The sequence below is a fragment of the Streptomyces sp. NPDC048461 genome (assembly GCF_055587105.1).
The window spans coordinates 66704-87409 of the sequence record NZ_JBVJGW010000017.1; the positions used below are offsets into that span (position 1 = coordinate 66704).

At 74.0% G+C, this 20706-nt stretch carries 16 protein-coding genes; 6 read left to right on the forward strand and 10 right to left on the reverse strand.

The genetic code is table 11. The features are described 5' to 3' along the window. Positions 1-146: 146 nt before the first annotated feature. Both ACZ6S8_RS26605 and ACZ6S8_RS26610 read right to left on the reverse strand, forming a co-directional pair. The gene (locus ACZ6S8_RS26605; protein ID WP_383925215.1) at positions 147-389 is read right to left on the reverse strand and encodes a helix-turn-helix domain-containing protein; all 243 of its coding nucleotides are present in this window, start codon (positions 387-389) and stop codon (positions 147-149) included. 192 nt (positions 390-581) lie between these two features. Continuing rightward, complete coding sequence (locus tag ACZ6S8_RS26610; RefSeq protein WP_469459836.1) at positions 582-1142, reverse strand: TetR/AcrR family transcriptional regulator; 561 nt, start codon at positions 1140-1142, stop codon at positions 582-584. A 169-nt stretch (positions 1143-1311) separates the two neighbouring features. On the opposite strand from ACZ6S8_RS26610, the gene ACZ6S8_RS26615 reads away from it, so the two are divergent. Further along, positions 1312-2547: a PucR family transcriptional regulator gene (locus ACZ6S8_RS26615; RefSeq protein WP_469459838.1), complete on the forward strand. Its 1236-nt coding sequence runs from the start codon at positions 1312-1314 to the stop codon at positions 2545-2547. A gap of 44 nt (positions 2548-2591) precedes the next feature. Here the strand turns inward: ACZ6S8_RS26615 and ACZ6S8_RS26620 are convergent, their stop codons facing one another. Beyond that, the gene (locus ACZ6S8_RS26620) at positions 2592-4532 is read right to left on the reverse strand and encodes an APC family permease (protein WP_469459840.1); all 1941 of its coding nucleotides are present in this window, start codon (positions 4530-4532) and stop codon (positions 2592-2594) included. Positions 4533-4669: 137 nt separating this feature from the next. On the opposite strand from ACZ6S8_RS26620, the gene ACZ6S8_RS26625 reads away from it, so the two are divergent. Further along, the gene (locus tag ACZ6S8_RS26625) at positions 4670-5083 is read left to right on the forward strand and encodes an SHOCT domain-containing protein (RefSeq protein WP_469459842.1); all 414 of its coding nucleotides are present in this window, start codon (positions 4670-4672) and stop codon (positions 5081-5083) included. 119 nt (positions 5084-5202) lie between these two features. Here the strand turns inward: ACZ6S8_RS26625 and ACZ6S8_RS26630 are convergent, their stop codons facing one another. Next, complete coding sequence (locus ACZ6S8_RS26630) at positions 5203-5658, reverse strand: (2Fe-2S)-binding protein (RefSeq protein WP_469459844.1); 456 nt, start codon at positions 5656-5658, stop codon at positions 5203-5205. Positions 5659-5679: 21 nt separating this feature from the next. Next, positions 5680-8016 (reverse strand): xanthine dehydrogenase family protein molybdopterin-binding subunit, encoded by a 2337-nt coding sequence (locus ACZ6S8_RS26635; protein WP_469459846.1) that lies wholly within the window; start codon positions 8014-8016, stop codon positions 5680-5682. 510 nt (positions 8017-8526) lie between these two features. On the opposite strand from ACZ6S8_RS26635, the gene ACZ6S8_RS26640 reads away from it, so the two are divergent. Further along, entirely contained in the window at positions 8527-9954 is a 1428-nt protein-coding gene (locus tag ACZ6S8_RS26640) for a PP2C family protein-serine/threonine phosphatase (protein WP_469459848.1), read from the forward strand. A 128-nt stretch (positions 9955-10082) separates the two neighbouring features. Here ACZ6S8_RS26640 and ACZ6S8_RS26645 read toward each other — a convergent pair whose 3' ends face one another. Continuing rightward, entirely contained in the window at positions 10083-11579 is a 1497-nt protein-coding gene (locus ACZ6S8_RS26645) for a DNA-binding protein NsdB (protein ID WP_469459850.1), read from the reverse strand. A 231-nt stretch (positions 11580-11810) separates the two neighbouring features. Between ACZ6S8_RS26645 and ACZ6S8_RS26650 the strand changes: the two genes are divergently transcribed. Further along, entirely contained in the window at positions 11811-12935 is a 1125-nt protein-coding gene (locus ACZ6S8_RS26650; protein ID WP_469459852.1) for an aminoglycoside phosphotransferase family protein, read from the forward strand. Between the two features lie 199 nt (positions 12936-13134). Next, positions 13135-14916 carry a 3-oxosteroid 1-dehydrogenase gene (gene kstD / locus ACZ6S8_RS26655; RefSeq protein WP_469459854.1) on the forward strand — a complete coding sequence of 594 codons (1782 nt, stop codon included), beginning with the start codon at positions 13135-13137 and terminating at the stop codon, positions 14914-14916. Between the two features lie 26 nt (positions 14917-14942). Here the strand turns inward: kstD and ACZ6S8_RS26660 are convergent, their stop codons facing one another. The 3 genes from ACZ6S8_RS26660 to ACZ6S8_RS26670 form a co-directional block, all read right to left on the reverse strand. Then, positions 14943-15443 carry a hypothetical protein gene (locus tag ACZ6S8_RS26660; protein WP_150520950.1) on the reverse strand — a complete coding sequence of 167 codons (501 nt, stop codon included), beginning with the start codon at positions 15441-15443 and terminating at the stop codon, positions 14943-14945. Positions 15444-15696: 253 nt separating this feature from the next. Next, on the reverse strand, positions 15697-18552 hold the full coding sequence (locus ACZ6S8_RS26665) for an ATP-binding protein (protein ID WP_469459857.1): 2856 nt from the start codon (positions 18550-18552) through the stop codon (positions 15697-15699). 161 nt (positions 18553-18713) lie between these two features. Then, positions 18714-19124: an ACT domain-containing protein gene (locus ACZ6S8_RS26670; protein WP_469459859.1), complete on the reverse strand. Its 411-nt coding sequence runs from the start codon at positions 19122-19124 to the stop codon at positions 18714-18716. Positions 19125-19150: 26 nt separating this feature from the next. Between ACZ6S8_RS26670 and ACZ6S8_RS26675 the strand changes: the two genes are divergently transcribed. Then, entirely contained in the window at positions 19151-20341 is a 1191-nt protein-coding gene (locus ACZ6S8_RS26675) for a low temperature requirement protein A (RefSeq protein WP_469459861.1), read from the forward strand. A gap of 115 nt (positions 20342-20456) precedes the next feature. Here ACZ6S8_RS26675 and ACZ6S8_RS26680 read toward each other — a convergent pair whose 3' ends face one another. After that, positions 20457-20684: a DUF397 domain-containing protein gene (locus ACZ6S8_RS26680; RefSeq protein ID WP_469460008.1), complete on the reverse strand. Its 228-nt coding sequence runs from the start codon at positions 20682-20684 to the stop codon at positions 20457-20459. Positions 20685-20706: the final 22 nt, after the last annotated feature.

The window sequence follows — 20706 nt, forward strand, 5'->3', positions numbered from 1 at the left end:
CGGCCGGACGTGCGGGGTGCACGGTCGTACGGCGCGACAGGAGGGAACCTACTCAACTTCCGCAGGGCGAAAAGGCGTTCTGGCATTTTCCGCGGGAACATGCGCCGAAGCGTGTAACACCTTGGCCGGAACCCGTCACCTTCTGATCAGGAAGCGAGCGGAAGATCGTCGGCGAGCCGGAACGACCCTCCCTCGTGCCGGACGTAGCCCTCGTGGCTGAGGGTGCGCAGCAGGTGGTAGACGGTGGGCAGCGGAATGCCGGTGACCCGCGCGAGGCGTTTGGCCGTGGCCCCGTTCTCCGCGTGCATGGCTTCCACGAGGCGCAGCGCGCGCTGTACGGAACCGATCAGAGTGGGCGTGGTGTCCTTCTGGCTGTGTTCGGTGCGCATGAGTGATCCCCCTGCTCCGGTACGAGGCCTGGCCGACCCATCAAAGTCCTTCACCGGCTCCAACACCAGCTGACTCGCGTAAACCTGAGCATAAGATCACCGCCCGTCCGGCCCGAGCGTTCCGTTTCCGGGCCCGCGGGGCGTCCCTTCGGTCTCTCTCTCCTCATCGAACTCCACGACCTCACCCGTCACTTACGCACCACCCTCCGGCACGAGCCGCTCGGCCATCGCCCGGATGAGCCCCTCCACCGGGTAGGGCTCCAGCAGGGCGGGCACGGTGAGGTCGTCCACGATCAGTCCCAGCATCGCGAGGTACAGCAGGACCACGCCCTGCCGGTCCCCCGGCAGGCCCGACTCCAGGTGCCAGGCGACGTTCGCCTCCAGCTCGGCTCCCTGGAACCTGGCCAGTTCGGCCTGGAGTTCGGGGCGCCGGGTGGCCTCCAGTCGCAGTTCCAGGGAGGCGACGTGCACGCTCCGCTCGCGCCGCATCCGGTCCAGGAGCTGCCCGAGCAGCACCGCGGTGTCCAGCGGGCCGCCGAGGTCGGCGGGGTCGGGGACCAGTCGCTCGCGCGTGCGGTGCAGGATCTGTACGAGGAGCTGCGCCCGGTTGGCGAAGTAGTTCGACGCGGTGCCCGTCGGCACGCCCGCCTCCGCGTCCACCGCGCGCAGCGTCAGTCCGCGCGAGCCCTCGCGCGCCAGGACTTCGATCGCGGCGTCGAGCAGCGCGGTGCGGCGCTCCGGATTCTGGCGCATGGATGGTCCTCGGGATCGGCGCCGCAGCGGGGCCCGGCGCGGGGAACCCCGGGCGGGCGGCGGCGCGCAGCGCGGTGAGCACTGCACGTGCAGTGCTTCGGTCACGGTAGCGGATGCACCGCGTCCCGGCCCTCCCCAGCGCCCCCTCCCCCGTGTCAGGCTGCGCGTCATGGAGCGGATCATCGAGGAGATACGCGAGGACCTGTCCCGCAGGCTCGCCGCGGCCGCGGACCGGCTCGCCGAGCGGACCCTGGCCGAGGACCCCGCCTACGCCGCCCTGCTCGGCCGGGCCGAACTGCGCGAGCGCATCGACCACAACCTCCGCCAGGCCGTCGACGGCCTGGTCCGCAGCTCCCGCGGTCTGCCGGTCGAGCTGACCGACGCGCGGGCCACCGGGACGCTCCGGGCCGAGCAGGGGCTGCCGCTCGCCTCCCTGCTGCGCACCTATCGCCGGGGCGGGCGGCTGCTCTGGCTGACCCTCACCGAGGCGGTCACCGCGCACGACCGGGCCGCGCTCCCCCGGCTGCTGCCGGGCGCGACGGCCCTGTGGGACGTACTGGACCAGATGACGGACGCCGTCGCCGAGTCGTACCGGACCACGGAGGCGGCCCGTACCGACCGCGACCGGGAGCGCCGCGCGGCCCTGCTCGACGCGCTGCTGGACGGCGCGGCCGCCGTCGACGGCCCCGCCGCCTCCGAGGCCGCGGCCCAGCTGGGGCTTCCGGAGCGGGGCCGCTTCGCGGTGGTCGTCCTGGCCGCCGGGAGCGCCGATACCGCGGGCCCCAGACCCGGGGCCGCCGGTGCGCCGCGCGTGCTGTGGCGGATCCGCGCGGACGGGGAGAGCGGCCTGGTGCACCTGGGCCACCACCCGCTGGAATCCGTACGGGACCTGCTGGCGCCGCTCGGGGTGCGGGCGGGGGTCAGCCCGGTCGTGGAGGCTGCGGCCGAGGTGGCCCGGGCGCACCGGCTGGCGGTCCTGGCCCTGCGCACCGCCCCTGCGGCGGGCGGGCCGCGCACCGCCCTGCTCGACGAGCGGCTGCCGGCGGCGCTGGTCGCGTCCCAGGCCGAACTCGCGGGCCGGCTGCGCCTGGTGGTGCTGGGTCCGGTCCTGGCGCTGCCCGCCGAGGACCGCCGGGTGCTGCTGACCACCCTCGGCACCTGGCTGGCCTGCCGGGGCTCGACGACGCACGCCGCCCAGCGGCTGTACTGCCACCGCAACACGGTCTCGAACCGGCTGCGCCGTCTGGAGCAGCTCACCGGCCGCGCCCTCTCCGATCCGGCGCACGTGGTGGAACTGGCCCTGGCCCACGCGGCGGTCGTCCAGCGGGGCGGCGCGGAGGGCGCCGCCTCCCGGCCGAAGCCGCCGGGCCACGGGCGCCGTCCGGGCGGCGGCCCGGCCTCCTGACTCCGGCGGTCCGGGACGCGCCCCCGGTCCGGCACCGGCTCCGCTCAGTCCTCGCCGCGCACCCGCTCCGGCGGCCGGGCGGACTCCGACAGGTACGGCACGTCGATGACCGCGACGCCCGGCGTGAACAGCAGCCGCGCCTTGAGCCGCAGCGCGTTCTGGTTGTGCAGGGGCTGCTCCCACCAGTGGCCCACCACGTACTCCGGGATCACCACCGACAGCACGCCCTTGGCGTCGTCGGCGGCCAGTTCCTGCACGTACGTCAGGACCGGGCCCACCACCTCGCGGTACGGCGAGTGGAGGATCTTCAGGGTGATCCCCGGGTCGTGGGCGGCCCAGGCCTCGCGGAGCCGGGCGGCGTCCTCCTCGTCGGCCGCCACGGTGACCGCCGTCAGCCGGTCGGGACGCAGGCCCTGGGCGTAGCCGAGGGCCTTGAGCGTCGGGGCCTGCATGGAGGCGACGAGCACCAGGACGTGGTGGCGGGCGGGCTTGCGCGGTCTGGCGTCGGGTGCGACGGCGACCTGCCGGGCGACCTGGTCGTAGTGGCGGCGCACACCCTTCATGCCGAGGAAGAGCAGGGGCATGGCGATGACCACCAGCCAGGCTCCGTGCGTGAACTTGGTGAGGAGCACGATGACGAGGACCAGGGCCGTCATCACCGCGCCCACCGCGTTGATGGCGAGGCGGCGGTGGATGTGGACGCGCTCCTCGCGCGGGGTGGCGGGGGAGGCGAGTTCCCTGCGCCAGTGCCGGACCATGCCCGACTGGGAGAGGGTGAAGGAGACGAAGACGCCGATGATGTAGAGCTGGATCAGGCGGGTCAGTTCGGCGTCGAAGGCGACGATGAGCGCGATGGCGGCGAGCGCGAGGAGCACGATGCCGTTGGAGTAGACGAGCCGGTCGCCGCGGTTGAAGAGCTGGCGGGGCGCGTACCGGTCCCGGGCCAGGATCGAGGCGAGCATCGGGAAGCCGTTGAAGGCGGTGTTGGCGGCGAGGATCAGCACGCCGGCGGTGACGGTCTGGAGCAGGTAGAAGAGGAAGTGCCAGCTCCCGAAGGTGGCCCGGCCGATCTGGGCGAGGGCGGTGGACGTCGGGGTTCCGGGGGCGAGTCCCAGTTCGGTGGGGTCGGCGGCCACGTGCACCTGGTAGGACATGGCGAGGACGGTGATGCCGACGAACATCGTCACCGAGAGCACGCCCATCGCGGCGAGGGTGGTCGCCGCGTTCCTGGCCTTGGGCTTCTGGAAGGCGGGGACGCCGTTGCTGATCGCCTCGACGCCGGTCAGGGCCGTACAGCCGGAGGCGAAGGCGCGCATCGCGAGGAACACCAGGGCCAGGCCGGTGTAGGTGCCCTCCGGGGTGATGGGGAGGTCGGCGGATTCGGCGCGGATGGTCTCGCCCGTCGCCAGCCGGACGGCGGCGAACGCGAACATGACGTAGATGACGAGGACGAATCCGTAGGTGGGGATGGCGAACACCCGCCCCGACTCCCGGACACCGCGCAGGTTCATCACCGTCAGCAGCGCGACGAAGGCGACCGAGAGCACCACCTCGTGGTCGTTCAGCGCGGGGATCGCGGAGGTGATGGCGGCGACGCCGGAGACGACGGAGACCGCGACGGTCATCACGTAGTCGACGAGCAGTGCGCTCGCGGCGGTGAGGGCGGCGGTGGGCCCGAGGTTCTCCGCACTCACGACGTACGCCCCGCCGCCGCCGGGGTAGGCGTGGCAGGTCTGCCGGTAGGAGGCGATGACCACCACGAGGAGGAACACGATGGCGGCGGCCGCGTACCAGGTGAGGTGGAGCAGCGCGACTCCGCCGAGGGCGAGGATCAGCAGGATCTCCTCGGTGGCGTAGGCCACGGAGGAGAGCGGGTCGCTGCAGAAGATCGGCAGGGCGAGCCGTTTGGGCAGCAGTGTTTCGCCCAGGCGCGCGGTGTCCAGGGGCTCCCCGACCAGCACGCGTTTCGCATTGATACGCCTCATTCGAGGATGATCGTCCATTTGGTTCGGGTTTACGGCGCTCTGCCGCCTGTGTCATGCCGCGAACCCGCCCCGGCCCCGGCCAGTGGCGATCTTGAACGGGCACTGCGATGGTGATCGGGTACGGAAGGAGGACGGCCATGGACCTCTCTGTCTACCTGGCCTACGACTACCCGGTGCTGGGCGCGTTCTGGACCGTGATGTGGATCTTCCTGTGGGTCATGTGGCTGTTTCTGCTCTTCCGGATCATCGTGGACGTGTTCCGCGACCACGAGATGAGCGGCTGGCTCAAGGCCCTGTGGGTGCTGTTCCTGATCCTCATCCCGTTCCTCGGCGTACTGGTGTACGTGATCGCCCGGGGCAAGAACATGGGCAAGCGCGAGGTCCAGCACGCGCAGGAACGCCAGGACGCCTTCAACGCCTACATCCGGGAGACCGCGAAGGATCCCGGCCGGGCGGGCGCGGACGACCTCGTACGGCTCTCCGAGCTGAAGGCGAAGGGCGACCTGAGCGAGGAGGAGTTCCAGCGGGCCAAGCAGAAGCTCCTCGGCTGACTCCCCACGGCTGGACGGCTCCACGGGCCCGGGCCGGAGCGGCGACCACCGCTCCGGCCCGGGCCCGCGCGCGCAGCGGCCCGGCTCGGGCGGCGGACCGGCTCACACAGCGGTCCCGCTCACATCCTGGCGGCCGCGCTGCGGATGGCCTCACGGATGCGGAAGTACGTGCCGCAGCGGCAGATGTTGGCGATGGCGTCGATGTCCGCGTCGGTGGGGGCCGCGGTGCGCTTCAGCAGCGCGACGGCCGCCATGATCTGTCCGGGCTGGCAGAAGCCGCACTGGGCGACGTCCTGTTCGAGCCAGGCCTCCTGGACGGGGTGGAGGTCGTCCCCGTCCGCCAGCCCCTCGATCGTGGTGACGGTCTTCCCGGCACAGGCCGAGACGGGCACGACGCACGGGCGGACGTCCACGCCGTCGAGGTGGCTCGTGCACGCCTTGCAGACGTCCACGCCGCAGCCGTACTTGGGGCCGTTGACGCCCAGCATGTCGCGGAGCACCCACAGCAGGGGCAGGTCGTCGGGCGCGTCCACGGTGACGCTCCGCCCGTTGACGGTGAAGGTGTGCGAGGGCACGGCGCGGCTCCTGGCTTCCGGCTAGCGGGGGTAGGGGGTGAAGTCGACGTCGAAGTCGAGGGGGAAGCTGCGCGGCTTGGACCCGGTGGCCCGGGCCCAGGCGTTGGCGATGGCGCCGACCGCGGCCGGCACTCCGAGCTCGCCCGCGCCGCCCGGCTCCTCACCGGTGGCCGGCAGGACGAACACCCGTACGTCCAGCGGGGTGTCCCGCTGCTGCGCCCAGTGGAACTGGCTGTAACTGCCTTCCAGCGGGAGTCCCTTGTCCAGGTGCAGCCCGGCCCGCAGGGTGGTCGAGACGGCGTCGGTGAGACCGCCGATCATCTGGGCTTCGAGCCCGCGCGGGTTGACCGGCAGGCCCACGTCCACCGCGATGACCGCCTTGGTGACGCGCACGTGCCCGGGATCGCGGGTGTCGATCTCCACCAGGCACGCGGTGCGCGACTTGTACTCCTCGTGGAAGGCGATGCCCTGGGCCCGGCCCGTCCCCATCGGCCGGCCCCACCCGCCCTCCGCCGCGACCTTGTCCAGGACCGCGCGCTGGGCGTCGTTCTTCAGGAAGGCCCGCCGGAAGCGGTAGGGGTCCCTGCCGGTGGCGGCCGCCAGCTCGTCGACCACGATCTCCTCGGCGCCGCGGGTGTTGGCGGAGTACACCGAGCGCCAGGAGGCGGTGGGGACGCCCGTGGGCACCTCGGTCAGCGCCTGCGTGGTGAGCCCGAAGTGGTACGGGGACTTGACCGTGGTGAGGAAGAGCGTCTGGGCGAGCGTGGCGTTGCCCAGGCCGAGCGGCAGGTTCGCCGCGGTGGCGGTGATGATCTCGCCCAGCCCGTGCCGGAAGTCCGTCTCGGCGGCGGCGACCCGGTGCTCGAAGCTGAGGACCTCGCCCAGCAGGTGGGTGGCCCGGATCTTGTGGTGCGTGGCGGGACGCATCCGGCCGTGCCGGGTGTCGTCGACGCGCGTCCACATCAGTTTGACGGGGCGGCGGCAGGCCTTCGAGACCCGGGCCGCCTCCAGCGCGGCGTCGAAGAAGAGCCGGCGGCCGAAGGAGCCGCCGGCCTGCACCACGTGCACGTCGACCTTGTCGACCGGCAGCCCGAGGTCGGCGGCGATGGTCTGGCGGGCCACGATCGGGGACTTGAGCCCGGACCAGATCTCGGCGCGGTCCTCACGCACGTCGGCGATGGCGGAGTTGGTCTCCATCGGCGCGTGGCTGACGAAGGCGAAGTCGAACTCGGCGTCCACGTACGGGGTCAGCAGCGGCGGCACCAGCAGCGGCGGGGTGGCGGCGCGCAGCTTCGTGCGGACCTGCGCGTCGGAGAGCCCGTCGGCGGGGCCCGGCCCCCAGGTCACCTGGAGCGCGGCCTTGGCGTCGAGGGCCTGGCCGAAGGTCTCGGCGACGACGGCCACCCCGGTCGGCACGGTCACCACGTGCAGGACTCCCGGCATGGCCCTGACGGCGGCGAGGTTGACGACGGCGCGGACGCCACCGCCCAGGGTGGGCGGGCGGCGCACCACGCAGGGCTTGGCGCCGGGCACGTCGAGGTCGAGGGTGTACCGCAGGGCGCCGGTGACCATGGCGCGGGCGTCGACCCGGTTGGTGGGCGTGCCGACCAGGGTGTGCCGGGCGGTCTTCTTGGGGGCGGCGCCGAGCACGACGAGCGCGGGGTCGGCGGCGTCCGCGGCGAGGGATCCGTAGCCGGCGGTGCGCCCGTCGGGAGCGCGGACGACGCCGTCCGCGGTGGTCAGCGAGGCCGGGGCGAGGCTCCAGCGCCGGGCCGCGGCGGCGACCAGGCGGGCCCGGGCGGTCGCGGCGCACTGCCGGACCGGGCCGTAGAGGGAGCGGACGGAGTTGGACGAGCCGGTGAGCTGGTTGAAGAGCAGCTCGGGCCGCGCGTCGTCCAGTTCCACGCGTACGGAGGCCAGCGGTGCGTCGAGCTCCTCCGCGACGAGCATGGCCACGGCGGTGGTGAGGCCCTGGCCGACCTCCTCGCGCGGCAGCCGGAACCGGACGGTGCCGTCGGCGTCGACGACGAGGGCCAGCAGGGCGGAGGTGGGGGCTCCGGCCAGGATGAACAGGTCGCCGAGGTCCACCAGGTCGGCGATGGCGGGCAGCGACGGCACCACGGCGTGGGCGGGCTGCGGTGCGAGCAGGTCGGCACCGGCGCGGGTCACCAGGGCGAGGGTCGGCGCCACCACCAGGCTGGTGAGGAACGAGCGGCGGCTCCGCCCGGCGGCGGCCCCGGCTCCCCCGGCGGCGTCCTCGCCGGACGCCCCGGCCTCCCGGGGCGCGCGCCCGCCGTCCGCCGCGTCGCCCTCCCCGGCGGTGTGGCGCCGTCCCGCGGTCCCGCGCTGCCCGGTCATGTCGTGGTGTCCCCAGCCCTGCGCGGGCCCGCCCGCGCGGACCTCCCCCGTTCATTACCGGCACGTAGCGTAGCGATCACGGAGGGGGCTGGGAAGGCCGGGGACCGCTCGGCCGGGGGCTCCGCGGGCGCCGCGTTGACCAGCGGCCCGTACGGGTGGACCGGGCGGTGCCACCTCGCACGCCTCGGCCGTACGATCGACCCCCGCCCGGCGCCTGGCCGGATTTCCCGGCTCCGGCGGACCGCTCTCCGGGGCCGCGGGAGCAAGGAGCTCCAGGCAGGCCCGGCCGGGGGCGCGCACCGGCCGTCGGGAGGCGGCGGAAGGCGCCCGGGACGCCGCTGACCGGATTCGTTCGTACGGCGCGAAGACCCCGGATGGCCTCGGGCATATGCCGGAAGCAAGAGGTGGGCGGATGTTGCCAAACGACTTACACGCCGTCGTGGCCTGTGCCACAGTCGATACCGGTCCTTCCATCAGACTTGGCCGTGCCGCGCCTGTATCGGAGTGCTCATGCCGTCCCACCTCTTCGCGGACCGCTCCGCGCAGCCCCACGAACCCGGGTCGGTGGACGCGCTGATCTCGCGGACCCGCCGCCTCCGGGGGGACGTGGACGCGGTCCGCCGCGACACCGTCGCGGACGACGAAGCCCAGGGCCGCTGGCAGCGCGCCCTCTGCGATCTGGCCGTACACCACCTCGACGACCTCGGCCGGCACCTCGGCCAGCTCAAGGAGGGCCTGCCGCCCGCCTCCGAACCCGCCCGGCCCCCGGAGACGACGCCCGGAGCGAGCGTCGGCGCCGACGACCGGCGGACCCGGGTCGGCACCGCCGAATGGAACCTGCTGACCGACGAGGTCAGTTGGTCCGACGAGCTGTTCCAGATCTTCGGCCGGCCCCCCGGGTCCGGCCCGCTCCCCCTCGACGAACTGGGCTCCACCCTGTTCTCCGAGGACCAGCCGCTGCTCACCGCCTGGGTCACCGCCTGCCTCGTGGACGGCCGTCCGATCGACGGGGAGTTCCGCATCGTGCGGGCCGACGGCCGGGTCCGGACCCTGCACATGAGGGCCGAGCCCGTCCTCGACCCCGACGGCTGCACCGCCTCCATGTGGGCGGTGCTCCGGGACGTGAGCGAACTGCGCCGCAGCCGGCGCGCCGTGACCGAGTCGCACGACACCCTCCAGCGCCGGCAGGACATCGCGCGGACCGAGCACCGGCTGGCGGTCGAACTGCAGGAGGCCGTGCTCCCCCCGTGGCGCGGCTCCCTGCGACCTCCCCCCGGCAGCCCGGACACCCTGGACGTGGCGGCGCACTACCTGCCGTCCGCGACGCGGAACCTCATCGGCGGCGACTGGTACGACTCCCTCGAACTCCCCGGCGGCCGTTCGATGCTGACGGTCGGCGACCTGACCGGACACGGGGTCACCGCCACCTCCGGAATGGCGATGATGCTGGGCGCGCTGCGCGGCATGGCAATGGCCGGGATCGAGCCCGGCCCCCTGATGGGCTGCCTCAACCAGCTCCTCGAAAGCTCCGTCCAGCCCGCCCTCGGCTCGGCCGTGTGCTGCAGCTACGACCCCGCGCGCCGCGTCCTGTCCTGGGCGCAGGCCGGCCATCCCGCCCCCCTCCTCTTCCGCGGCGGTACGGGCCGCTCCCTTCGGCCGCCGGAGGGCGTGCTGCTCGGCGCGACGTCGGGAGCCGCGTACGGACAGGCCGAGGAACACCTCCGGCCCGGCGACGTGCTCGTCCTGCACACCGACGGACTGACCCCGCCCGGCTTCGACTTCAGCCGTGCGGACGGTACCGGGCGGCTGCTGGCCCTCGCGCCCCGGCTCTCGGCGGCGCCGACGGCGCAGGACTGCCTCCGGCTGGTGATCGAGGAGTTCGGCGAAGGCGAGCGCGAGGACGGCACCTGCCTGCTCGTGGCCCGGGTCGGCGGATAGCCGACGGCGGACGGCGCGCAGGAGGGTACCCGCACGGGCTTCGCGGCCGCGCCGAACGGCGCGGCCCTTCTCGTCTCCGTACGCGGTGCGCGGGGACCGGAGGAGGGGCGCGGTGACGACTGCGCCCCCTACACCTCCGTACCGCGCGGGCTGCGCGGCGCGGGGCTGTCGGGAAGGGCGCGCTCGATCTCCTCGCGGAGGTCCTCGATCTTCGGGTACCCGGCGTACTGGCCGGTGAGCCGGTACATCTCGCGCAGCCGGTCCCAGGTGCGGTGCGAGGAGGTCTCGTTCATCGACACCAGGGCGAGCCGGGCGTAGCGGTCGGCCTGCTCCGGATCGTCCGCGATGAAGCAGGCCGAGGCCAGCGAGATGTAGTCGAAGATCTGCGAGCGCTGATGGCCCTCGCCGCGCAGGCGCAGGGCCTCCTTGGCGTGCCGGGCCGCGACCGGCGCCGCCGCGGCGTCGTGGTCGGCCAGCGTCCGGTACGCCAGGGCCTGCATGCCGTGCAGGTCGGCCTCGTCGAAGTGCTGCATCCAGCTCGGCGGCGGCACGTCGCCCTTGTCGGAGACGAACAGCTCCTCGGCCTCGCCCAGCGTGCGGCGCATGGCCTGCCCCTTGCCCATGGCCGCCTGCGCCCACGCCTCGATGGTGTGCAGCATGGCGCGGGTGCGCGGGAGGGTCTGCTCGCCGGAGCCGGACTTCGCCAGCTTCATCAGGTCGAGGGCCTCGTTCGGCTTGCCGAGGTGGACCATCTGGCGGGCGGCCCGGGACAGGGCCTCGCCCGCGCGCGGCCGGTCACCGCCCTCCCGGGCGGCGTGCGCGGCGATGACGAAGTACTTCTGCGCGGTGGGTTCGAGGCCCACGTCGTGGGACATCCAGCCGGCGAGCACCGCGAGGTTGGCCGCCACCCCCCAGAGCCTGCGCTGGAGGTGGTCGGCATGGTGGTAGGCGAGCATCCCGCCCACCTCGTTGAGCTGGCCCACCACGGCCTTGCGCTGCAGTCCGCCGCCTCTGGAGGCGTCCCAGGCGCGGAACACGTCCACCGAGCGTTCCAGGGCCTCGATCTCCTGGGAGCCGATCGGGGCAGCCTCGTAGCGGTCGTAGCTCGCGGGGTCGGCCTTGAAGGCCTCCCCGAAGCCCGCCGCCTGCTTGGCGAGGGCCGGGTCGGTGTGGAGCCAGTCGTGCATGGCGTTGGTGAGGGCGGAGCCGGCGGTGAGCACGGCGCCCGCGCCCATCAGACCGCGTCGGTTGAGCATGAGGTCCATTCCCGTGAATTCGGTGAGGACCGCGGCTGTGCGTTCGGGCGCCCAGGGCATCCCGTCGGGGTTCTCCTGAACCCCGTCCGGCTGCCGTTTGGTGGAGCGCCGCTGCCGTACGAACCCGAGGTCCTCAATGGTCACGACACGACCGAGCCGCTCGGTGAACAGTGCTGCCAGTACCGTGGGAACCGGTTCGCGCGGGGATTCCCCCATGTCGATCCAGCGCCGCACCCGTGAGGTGTCGGTGGCCAGCTGCGGGTGGCCCATGGCCGCCGCCTGCCGGTTCACCATCCTCGCGAGTTCGCCCTTCGACCAGCCGGCCAGGCCGAACAGGTCGTTCAAGCGGGTGTTCGGACCTTTGCTCACGTCAAGCCCCCAGGTTCTCGGCTGAGTTGACATTAACCCGGCGTCAGATGCCCGGCGACTATTCGCCAGGCTTCGCCAGGGCACGCTTCGTGGTCCGCCACCCACGCCCGGGTGTCAGGTAGGAATGCGCCTCCCCGACCCGGTTCACCGGCGGAACTCCCCAGGGTGAAGCACGGGATCCGGCGGGGTGGCGTACGCAAACCGTCGGCGCACGAAGGGATCCGTAACGCCATGTACGCAGCAACGACCTCCGTGTCCGCACCGGTCCGGCCGCACCGCACGCTCCAGGCGGGTGGCGGCCCCTACCTCGAACCCGGCCGGCCGGCCGCCCCGGTACAGGGCGCCCTACGGGCCCGGCGGCTACCCGGTACCGGATCGCAGCCGCTGAGCGGAAGAATCGACCTCTCGGGACCGCAAGGCGCGCAACTGCGCACCGCCCTCGCCTCGGTGCAGCGGATCTGTCCGGAGTTCGCGCCCGTGCAGGTGCTGCGCCGCAGCGGCCGCTCGGTCCTCCTGGTGGGAACGACCGGACGAATGACCGCCGTCGCGAAGGTGTTACTGGATCATTCGCCCGAGTGGCGCGAGCGGTACCGGCACGAAATAGCGGCGTACCGGGCGTTCGTCCGGCACCGCCCGCCGGTCCGGGTCCCGCGGCTGATCGCCGCCGACCCGGAGAACTGCACCCTGGTGGTCGAGCGGATGGCGGGCCGGGTCGCGGCGCTGCAACGGCACCCGGTGGAGGCCCCGCCGCGGGTCGACCTGCGGGCGGCCCTGGGCGCGGTCTGCCGGGTCAACCAGTGGCGTCCGCCGGCCGATCTGTTCGGGACCCCGCTGAACTACGCGCGGCGGATCGCCCGGGACTACGAGCTCGGCCTGCTGACCGACCGGGACCTCGGCGACCTGCAGAAGCTGCTGCACGGCGCGCGGCAGTCCGGCGCCGGGCTGCAGTTCAACCACGGCGACGCCCTGCTGTCGAACCTGCTGCTGTCGCCCGCCGGTCCGGTCCTGCTCGACTGGGAGCACGCGGGCTGGTACCTGCCGGGCTACGACCTGGCGACCCTCTGGACGGTCCTGGGCGACGCCCCGGCCGCCCGCGCGCAGATCAGCCGGCTCGCCCAGTCCGCCGGTCCGGCCGCCCGGGACGCCTTCCTGGTCAACCTGATGCTGGTGCTGACCCGGGAGATCCGGATGTCCGAGACGGCCATCCAGCGCTCGATGACGGCGAGCTCCGCGGCCCAGCCCCTGCCCGCGGGCGCCCTCTCCTCCGGGGAGGAGCAGCGGCTGCTGCTCCGCCGCCTGCACGACGACGCGGGAATGGCCCGCAGGGCCGTCCGGGCGGCGGTCGGCACCCGCTGAGCGGTGGCCGGCGCCCGCCGGCCGCCCCCACCTACGCGAAGCCCCGTGGCCCCCACCGCCGCGGGGCTTCGCCCTGTGCGCGCACGGCGGTCCGGGCTGCCGCATGCCTTGACATCACATGATCCCCCGAACACCTTTTCTGACTCAGCATCAGACATGCTGGAGCCGGACCTCCCTCCCTCATCGCTGGAGCCCGCCCATGTCCGCAAGCGCTTCCCGCACCACTCCCGAAAGCCTCCCCTCCAGACGGACCGTGCTCGCCGGAACGGGCGCGGGCGTCCTCGCCGCGACCGTGCTCCCGGCCTCCGCCCGGGCCGCCGACGGCCCGCCGCTCGGTGAGTACGACGTGGTCGTGGTCGGATCCGGGGCCGCAGGGATGACCGCCGCGCTCACCGCCGCGAAGCGCGGTCTGAGCGTGCTGGTGGTGGAGAAGGCACCGACGTTCGGCGGATCGGCCGCGCGGTCCGGGGCGGGCATCTGGCTGCCCAACAACTCGGTGATCCTGGGTGCCGGGGTGCCGGACACCCCGCAGAAGGCCGCCACGTACCTCGCGGCGGTGGTGGGGCCCGGCGTCCCGGCCGACCGGCAGGCGGCGTTCCTGTCCAACGGCCCGCGGATGCTGGACTTCGTGATGGCCAACAGCCCCTTGAGGTTCCGCTTCATGGAGGGCTACAGCGACTACTACCCCAACCTGCCGGGCGGGTTGCCGAACGGCCGGTCCATCGAGCCGGACCAGCTCGACGGGAACGTCCTGGGGGCCGAACTGGCCCGTCTGAACCCGGCGTACATGGCGGTGCCGGCCGGGATGGTGGTGTTCAGCCAGGACTACAAGTGGCTGAACCTCGCGGCGGTGAGCGCGAAGGGCCTGGCGGTGTCCACCGAGTGCCTCGCGCGCGGTACGAAGGCGGCGCTGCGCGGGGAGAAGCCGCTGACGATGGGGCAGTCCCTGGCGGCGGGCCTGCGGGCCGGACTCCAGCGGGCGGGGGTGCCGGTGTGGCTGAACAGCCCGCTGGTGGACCTGGTCCAGGAGGGCGGCGCGGTCACGGGCGTCGTGGTGGAGAAGGACGGCGTGCGGGGCACGGTGCGGGCCCGCAAGGGCGTGATCGTCGGCTCGGGCGGCTTCGAGCACAACGCGCAGATGCGGGCGCAGTACCAGCAGCAGCCCATCGGCACCCAGTGGTCGGTGGGCGCGAAGGAGAACACGGGTGACGGCATCCGGGCCGGACAGCGGGCCGGGGCGGCCCTCGGGCTGATGGACGACGCGTGGTGGGGGCCGTCGATCCCGCTGCCCGGGGAGCCGTACTTCTGCCTCGCCGAACGGACCCTGCCGGGCGGGCTGATCGTGAACCGCAACGGCGCGCGGTTCGTCAACGAGGCCGCTCCGTACAGCGACGTGGTGCACGTGATGTACGACCGCGACAGGGGCGCACCCGGGTCGCACATCCCGGCGTGGCTGATCGTGGACCAGAACTACCGCAACAAGTACCTGTTCAAGGACATCCTGCCCACGCTCCCCTTCCCGGACGCGTGGTACGCGTCGGGTGCGGCGAAGAAGGCCTGGACGTGGGACGCCCTGGCGGGCCAGATCGGGGTCCCGGCGGCCGCCCTGCGCGCCACGCTGGGCCGGTTCAACGCGCAGGCGTGGACGGGCGACGACGCGGACTTCCACCGGGGGGACACGGCGTACGACCACTACTACACGGACCCGAACGTGCACCCGAACTCGTGCCTGGCACCGATCTGGGCGCCCCCGTTCTACGCCTTCAAGATCGTTCCGGGCGACCTGGGCACGAAGGGCGGCATCGTGACCGACGCGCGGGCCCGCGCCCTGCGGGCGGACGGTTCGGTGATCCGGGGCCTGTACGCGGCGGGCAACGCGAGCGCGGCCGTGATGGGCCACAGCTACGCGGGGGCCGGGTCGACGATCGGTCCGGCGATGACGTTCGGCTACGTGGCGGCGAACGACATCGCGGACGCGTGACGCGGGCGTACCGGTGACGCCCCTGCCTAGCCCTGCTGGAAGAGCTCGGCGGGGAGCGGCTTCAGGAGGGCGTAGAGGTCATCGGTGATCGGGCGGTCCCAGCTGGCGATGGTGACCAGCACGTTGTCGCTGCGGTCGAACTGCACGCAGGAGATGCGGGACTCCGACAGCTTGATCTTCCGGACGATGAGGAGGTTGTCGCCCTGCATGACGGGGCAGTCCTCGGCGCCGGTGACCTCGACGTCCTCGTCGTTCTCCAGCGCGTCGAGGAGCTGGGCCACCTCGAAGGGGACCTGGCCCTCGGAGAGGTCCCGGGCGGGGGAACCCTCGGGAAGGTTGCCGATGATCATCGCGGGGCCGCGGCCGCCGAAGAGGTCGTAGCGGAGGAAGACACCCTGACAGCTGCCGTCGGGGGCGGGCAGCAGCCCGGCCCCGAGGTTGCCCGGCCAGTCCCCCGGGTCCATGGCCAGGACGTCGAAGTCCGGGCCGGCGGGTGTGGCGGCGCGGTGGCGGCGGAGGAAGGACATGCCGCCATGGTACGTGGCCGGAGGAGTTTTCCGGGCCCGGGGCCCCCATCCCGCCCGCCCGGAGCCCGTCCCCCGCCCGGGCCGCCGGGGAGCGCCGCGGACACCGGCCCGAGCGCCCCCGGCGGCGCCCCCGGAGCCGGCGCCCGGGCCGCCCCGGGCGGCACCGGTTCGGGCGGGGCGGGAGCCGGCCGGCCGGCGCGCGTTCGCGTTCCGTGTGCGGGGCGGGCGCCGCTCCCGCCACCGGCCGCCCCGGTCACCCCGGGGTGCGGGCGTACGCGTCCAGCGCGGCGCGCAGGCCCGCGCGGTCCGTGCCCAGCTTGCGGCAGGCCGCCGACAGTGCCGGGTCGGGGACCCGCACCCGGTCGGGGCCGGGGGCCGCCCCGTCCTCGCGGGCGGCGAGCTCCGCCGCCCGGAGCTCCTCCTCCGTCGGCTCGTCCTGCCAGGACGAGGCGCACGGCAGGGGCCCGCCCAGTCCGATCAGGCTCCCGGCGGCCTCCGCGGCCAGCCCGTCGGCGCCGCAGTCCCGGGCGGTGACGACGGCCTGGGTCAGCAGGTCCCGGTCGCGCAGCTCGGTGCCCGCGGCAGCCAGGGCGCGGGCGAGCTCGTATCCGGCGGGGGACGCCGACAGCACGGCCACGGCCTCCCGCAGCAGTTCCGGCCGGTCCTCGGGGGCCGCGACCTCCGCCGCCACCCGCAGGGCCTGCCCGATGCCCGAGGGGGCGCCGAAGGCGCGGGCCCCCCGCACCGCGGCGGCGGCCAGCTCGCGCGCCCGCCCCGGATCGTCGGCGGCCACCGCCCGGGCCAGGTGTAGCTGCCACGGGCACCAGGCGGGGTTCTGGATGCCGCGCGGGGTCAGCCGCCGGTCCACGGCCTCCAGCTCGATGACGGCGGCCGGGGCGTCTCCGCGGGCCAGGAGCAGTTCCGCGTACACGGTCTGCGAGTCGGGGAAGACGACGGCAGCCGGGAAGGGCTTGCCGTAGTCGTGTTCCTGTGCCAGCTCCCAGGCCTCGTCGCTCTTCCCGCGCGCGAGCAGGGTGGTGACGAGGATGGCGATGGCGTACCAGTGCACGGGCGTGCGGCGGCCCACCCGCTCGGCGAGCCGCAGCCCGGCCCGGGACAGCTCCTCGGCCTCGGCCAGCCGTCCGCGCCGGTAGCGGATGTAGCCGCGCAGGCTCTGGGCGAAGGACAGGTGCGCCCCGCGCCACCCCTGCCGTTCGAATTCGGCGGTGCCCGCGGCGAAGAGCTCCTCCGCCTTCCAGGGCCGGTCGGCGTACAGGTGGACCATGGCGGTCAGGACGGGGACCTCGAAGCCGCGGTCGGCGTACGCCCAGCTGAAGGGCTCCCGCAATACCCGTCCGGCGTGGTGGAGGACCACGTCGACGGGTTCGCCGCGCAGACAGGCGTCCCAGGTGCGCAGTCCGATGACGTACCGCTCGGTGAGGTCGCGGCCGGTGAGCCGGTCGGCGAGTTTCGCCAGCCGCCGGGAGCGGGCCGGGGAGTCGGGCTCGGCGGCGTTGAAGGCGTCCCACATGAACTGCTCGGACTGCAGCCGGAGCCGGGCGCGGGCGTCCTGGGCCTGCGGGATCTCGCGGGCCAGCAGTTCGGAGGCCTCGAAGAGGTGGTCGCTGTGGGCGAGGACCTGGGCGAGGCGGGTGACGATGCCCTGGCGCAGGACCGGGTCGTCGAAGGGTTCGTCGAGGGCGGCCGTGAGGTGGTTGACGGTGTTGGCCGGTTCGGTGAGGAGGGAGGCGCAGCCGAGTTCGTAGAGGACGGCGGCGCGCTCCTCGAAATCGGGGGGTTCGCGCAGGGCGCGGGCGAGCTGCCGGCGGGCGGCTTCCGGCGCGCCGGCGCGGAGGTTCTCGGCTGCGGCCCGGCGCAGGGTCCGCACCACCCACGGGTCGTTGTCGGGGTGGGTCTCCAGGAGGTGGCGGGCGGCGGCGGAGGAGCCGAGCCCGGCGTCGACGACGGCGACGGCGGTCTTGCCGTGCAGCGCGACCCGCAGGGCCTCGGGGATGGCGCGGTAGATGGCGGTGGCGACGAGCGGGTGGACGAACTCCAGTCCGGCGTCGGGTCCTTCGCCGGCGGCGGACAGGATGCGGGCGTCGCGCAGCCGGCCGGTGGCGTCGACGGCCTCCTCGGTGCCGAGGGCGGCGACGCGGGCGGCGAGTTCGCCCGGGATGTCGGTGCCGAGGACGGCGCAGGCCCAGGCGAAGCGGACGGTCGAGGGGCCGAGGCGTTCCAGGCGGGCGACGAGACCGCTGCCGCGCTGCGCGGCGGCGAGGTCGCGCAGCAGCGGCGCGTTGGCCTCGATCGGGAGCAGCCCCTTCTCCCGGACCCTGGCGGTGAGTTCGACGGCTTCGAACGGGTTGCCGGTGGTGACGACCCAGGCCTCGCGGCAGAACGCGTCCTCGGCGTGGTCGCCGAGCGCTTCGCGGACCAGTGCCGTGACGGCGGCGGGGGTGAGCGGGGCGAGGGCCAGGGGGCGCTGTCCCGCGCGGCCGGGCAGCGTACGGAAGGCGTCGGCGTGCGCGGGCAGTTCGTCGGGGCGGTAGGCGGCGACGAGGAGCAAGGGGAGGTGCTCGGCGCGCGGGGCGTAGGCGGCGAGCCAGCCGAGGGATTCGGGGTCGGCCCAGTGGGCGTCGTCGAGGACGAGGACGACCGGGGCGCGCTGGACCACGAGGTGGGTCAGGACCCAGTCGAGGCCGTCGCGCAGGCCCTGGGGGTCGGGCGGGGCGCCCTGTTCGGGGGCGCACAGTCCGAGGGCCGGGCCGACGATGGAGTACCAGCTGCCGAGGGCCGCACGGAGCGCCTCCTCGGGGGTCCCGGCCAGCTGGGGCTGGATGAGCTGGCGGGCGACGTGGAAGGGCTGGCTCTGCTCCTGTTCGCCGCCTCGGGCGGACAGGACGGTGCAGGAGCGGGCGCGGGCGCGGCGGCGCAGTTCGGACAGGAGGGTGGTCTTGCCGAGGCCGGCCGGGCCAGAGAAGGCGAGCAGGGCGCCGCGGGCGCCGGGGCCGGGTCCGGTGAGCTGGTCCAGTGCGTCGTCCACGATGCCGAGTTCGGCCTCGCGCTCGATCATCGTGCGCCGTGTGCGGGTCCGGCGTTCCGTCATGGCGGGTACCCCCAAGGCCTGTTCGGGGGCCTCAGCGTACGCCCGCGCGGAACCGGAGGGAGCCTGCTCCGGGAAAGAACCTGATCTTCATATCGTGGCTCGTTCCGGGGGTGTAAGGACCTTCGTGCGCCGGTGGTGTCCGTCCCGTACCGGAAGGGCCGTCAGTCCTGTGCGGAGCGTGCCGCGAGGCCTTCGAGGACGGCCACGGCCTCGGCGGCCCGGTCGGCGGCGACGAACAGGTGGTCGTGGTGGTAGCCGGCGATGACGTTGCAGCTCAGACCGTGTGCGCCGAGCTCCGTGGCGAAGGCGGCGGTGAGGCCGACGGCGTCGAGGGCGGAGTGGACGCGCAGGGTGATCCAGCCGGCCGTGTAGGCGTAGGCGAGGCCGGCCGCGTCGGCGTCCTCCCGGCGCAGCACCAGCGTGAGGCCCTCGGGTTCCAGGACGGTGGCGACGGGGGTGATCCCGGCCGGGACGGGGGCAGTGGCGGGGATCGTGCAGAAGACGTAGTGCCCCTGGTTCAGTTCGGGGCGCATACCGCTCAGCAGTTTCCGCAGGTCGCTCTCTCCAGTCATGCCGCCACCCTACCTATCATCCCGATATGACCGATTCAACGCCCCCGGCGGAGCCCGCGCGGGGCGAGCGCCACGCCTCCTGGCTGGAGCTGTTCTTCGACCTGACGGCGGTCGCGGGGGTCGCCCAGCTGGCGCACCTGCTGCACGGCGGCCCCGGGTGGGACGACCTCGGCCTGTACGCGGTGATGTTCCTGGCCTTCTGGACGGGCTGGATGCTGTTCACGGTGTACGGGAACGTCACCGGGGACGAGGCCCGCGTCCGGACGGTGCTGACCGGGATGTTCGGGCTGGCGGTGATGGCGGCCGCGGTGCACGGCGTGCGCGGGGACCGGGCGACGGCGTTCGCGCTCGCCTACGTCCTGGTGCGGTCCCTGGCGGGCAAGGCGTGGGGGCGGCGCGGACAGTACGTGGCCGGGCTGCCGCTCGGCCAGGTCGGACTCGGGCTGGCGCCGTGGATCGTGTCGCTGTGGTGCGAGGGGCCGCTGCGGTTCGGGCTCTGGGCACTGGGGCTCGCCATCGACCTGGTCGTCATGTTCTCGGTGTCCGACGGGAGGCTGACGTCCCGGGTGGAGGCCGAGTACGAGGAGGAGGCGGCCCGGCGGCACCGGCCGGCCCCGCGGCCCGTCGCGGTGCGGATGGACACGCCGCACCTCGGCGAACGGCTCGGCCTGTTCGTGCTGATCGTGCTGGGCGAGGCCATCGCCCAGATGGTGTCCGCGGCCTCGGAGGCGGAGTGGGACTGGCCGCTCTACGGGGTCGGCACCGGGGCCTTCGTGCTGCTGCTCCAGCTGTGGTCGATGTCGCTGCGCAACGGGGCGTTCGGGGTGCCCCTGCTGGCGGTGGACGCCCTCCCGGTGCGCCTCGTCCTGCCGCTGCACTGCTTCACGGCCGGCTCGGTGGCGGCGCTCGCGGCCGCGCTCGGCGACTCGGTGGCCGACGCGGAGGGCGCGGTCCCGGACGCGGTGCGGTGGCTGCTGTGCGGGAGCCTCGCGCTGTACCTGCTGATCGCGGGGGTGGCGGCGCTGTGCTCGGGGCGCGGCGCGGGCCGCGCGCTGCTCCTGGTGGGCCCGGCGCTCGCGGTGGTCGCGGCGCTGGGCGCGGCGGCGGGCGGCTGGGGTCCGGTGGGGCTGGTGTGGCTGCTGGTCCTGGCACTGCGGTGGCCGCTGCTGGTGGAACGGGCCCGGCCTTCCCGGGCGGCGGCGGGGGTCCCCTCGTAGTCCCGCCGGAGCGGGGCTCGGGGCGCGGACGCGGGCGGGTCCGGGACGGGCGTGCGCACCACCGGGGCTGCGGCTCCGCGCCCCGGTGGTGCGCCGCTTCCGTACGGTCGGGGCGCTACGTGAGGTCGAACTCCCCGCCCCGCGCGTCCAGGACGAACTTGCGCCACTCGTCCGGCGCGAAGATCAGCGAAGGGCCTTCGGGGCGTTCGCCGTTGCGCATCGCGATGAAGCCCTCGACGAAGGCGATCTGGACGTCACCCGCTCCCCGGCTGCTCGACCGCCACTGCGCCCCGGTGAGATCGAGGTCCGGCTTGCCCCAGCCGGCCAGGGGCTGCGAAGTCATGCTCTCGGCCACGTGTGTGCTC

What these genes read in the sequence shown, in the direction of transcription:
- ACZ6S8_RS26605 (WP_383925215.1), bottom strand. Translation starts at nt 389, where the DNA reads ATGCGCACCGAACACAGCCAGAAGGACACCACGCCCACTCTGATCGGT.
- ACZ6S8_RS26610 (WP_469459836.1), bottom strand. Translation starts at nt 1,142, where the DNA reads ATGCGCCAGAATCCGGAGCGCCGCACCGCGCTGCTCGACGCCGCGATC.
- ACZ6S8_RS26615 (WP_469459838.1), top strand. Translation starts at nt 1,312, where the DNA reads ATGGAGCGGATCATCGAGGAGATACGCGAGGACCTGTCCCGCAGGCTC.
- ACZ6S8_RS26620 (WP_469459840.1), bottom strand. Translation starts at nt 4,532, where the DNA reads ATGAGGCGTATCAATGCGAAACGCGTGCTGGTCGGGGAGCCCCTGGAC.
- ACZ6S8_RS26625 (WP_469459842.1), top strand. Translation starts at nt 4,670, where the DNA reads ATGGACCTCTCTGTCTACCTGGCCTACGACTACCCGGTGCTGGGCGCG.
- ACZ6S8_RS26635 (WP_469459846.1), bottom strand. Translation starts at nt 8,016, where the DNA reads ATGACCGGGCAGCGCGGGACCGCGGGACGGCGCCACACCGCCGGGGAG.
- ACZ6S8_RS26640 (WP_469459848.1), top strand. Translation starts at nt 8,527, where the DNA reads ATGCCGTCCCACCTCTTCGCGGACCGCTCCGCGCAGCCCCACGAACCC.
- ACZ6S8_RS26650 (WP_469459852.1), top strand. Translation starts at nt 11,811, where the DNA reads ATGTACGCAGCAACGACCTCCGTGTCCGCACCGGTCCGGCCGCACCGC.
- kstD (WP_469459854.1), top strand. Translation starts at nt 13,135, where the DNA reads ATGTCCGCAAGCGCTTCCCGCACCACTCCCGAAAGCCTCCCCTCCAGA.
- ACZ6S8_RS26660 (WP_150520950.1), bottom strand. Translation starts at nt 15,443, where the DNA reads ATGTCCTTCCTCCGCCGCCACCGCGCCGCCACACCCGCCGGCCCGGAC.
- ACZ6S8_RS26665 (WP_469459857.1), bottom strand. Translation starts at nt 18,552, where the DNA reads ATGACGGAACGCCGGACCCGCACACGGCGCACGATGATCGAGCGCGAG.
- ACZ6S8_RS26670 (WP_469459859.1), bottom strand. Translation starts at nt 19,124, where the DNA reads ATGACTGGAGAGAGCGACCTGCGGAAACTGCTGAGCGGTATGCGCCCC.
- ACZ6S8_RS26675 (WP_469459861.1), top strand. Translation starts at nt 19,151, where the DNA reads ATGACCGATTCAACGCCCCCGGCGGAGCCCGCGCGGGGCGAGCGCCAC.
- ACZ6S8_RS26680 (WP_469460008.1), bottom strand. Translation starts at nt 20,684, where the DNA reads ATGACTTCGCAGCCCCTGGCCGGCTGGGGCAAGCCGGACCTCGATCTC.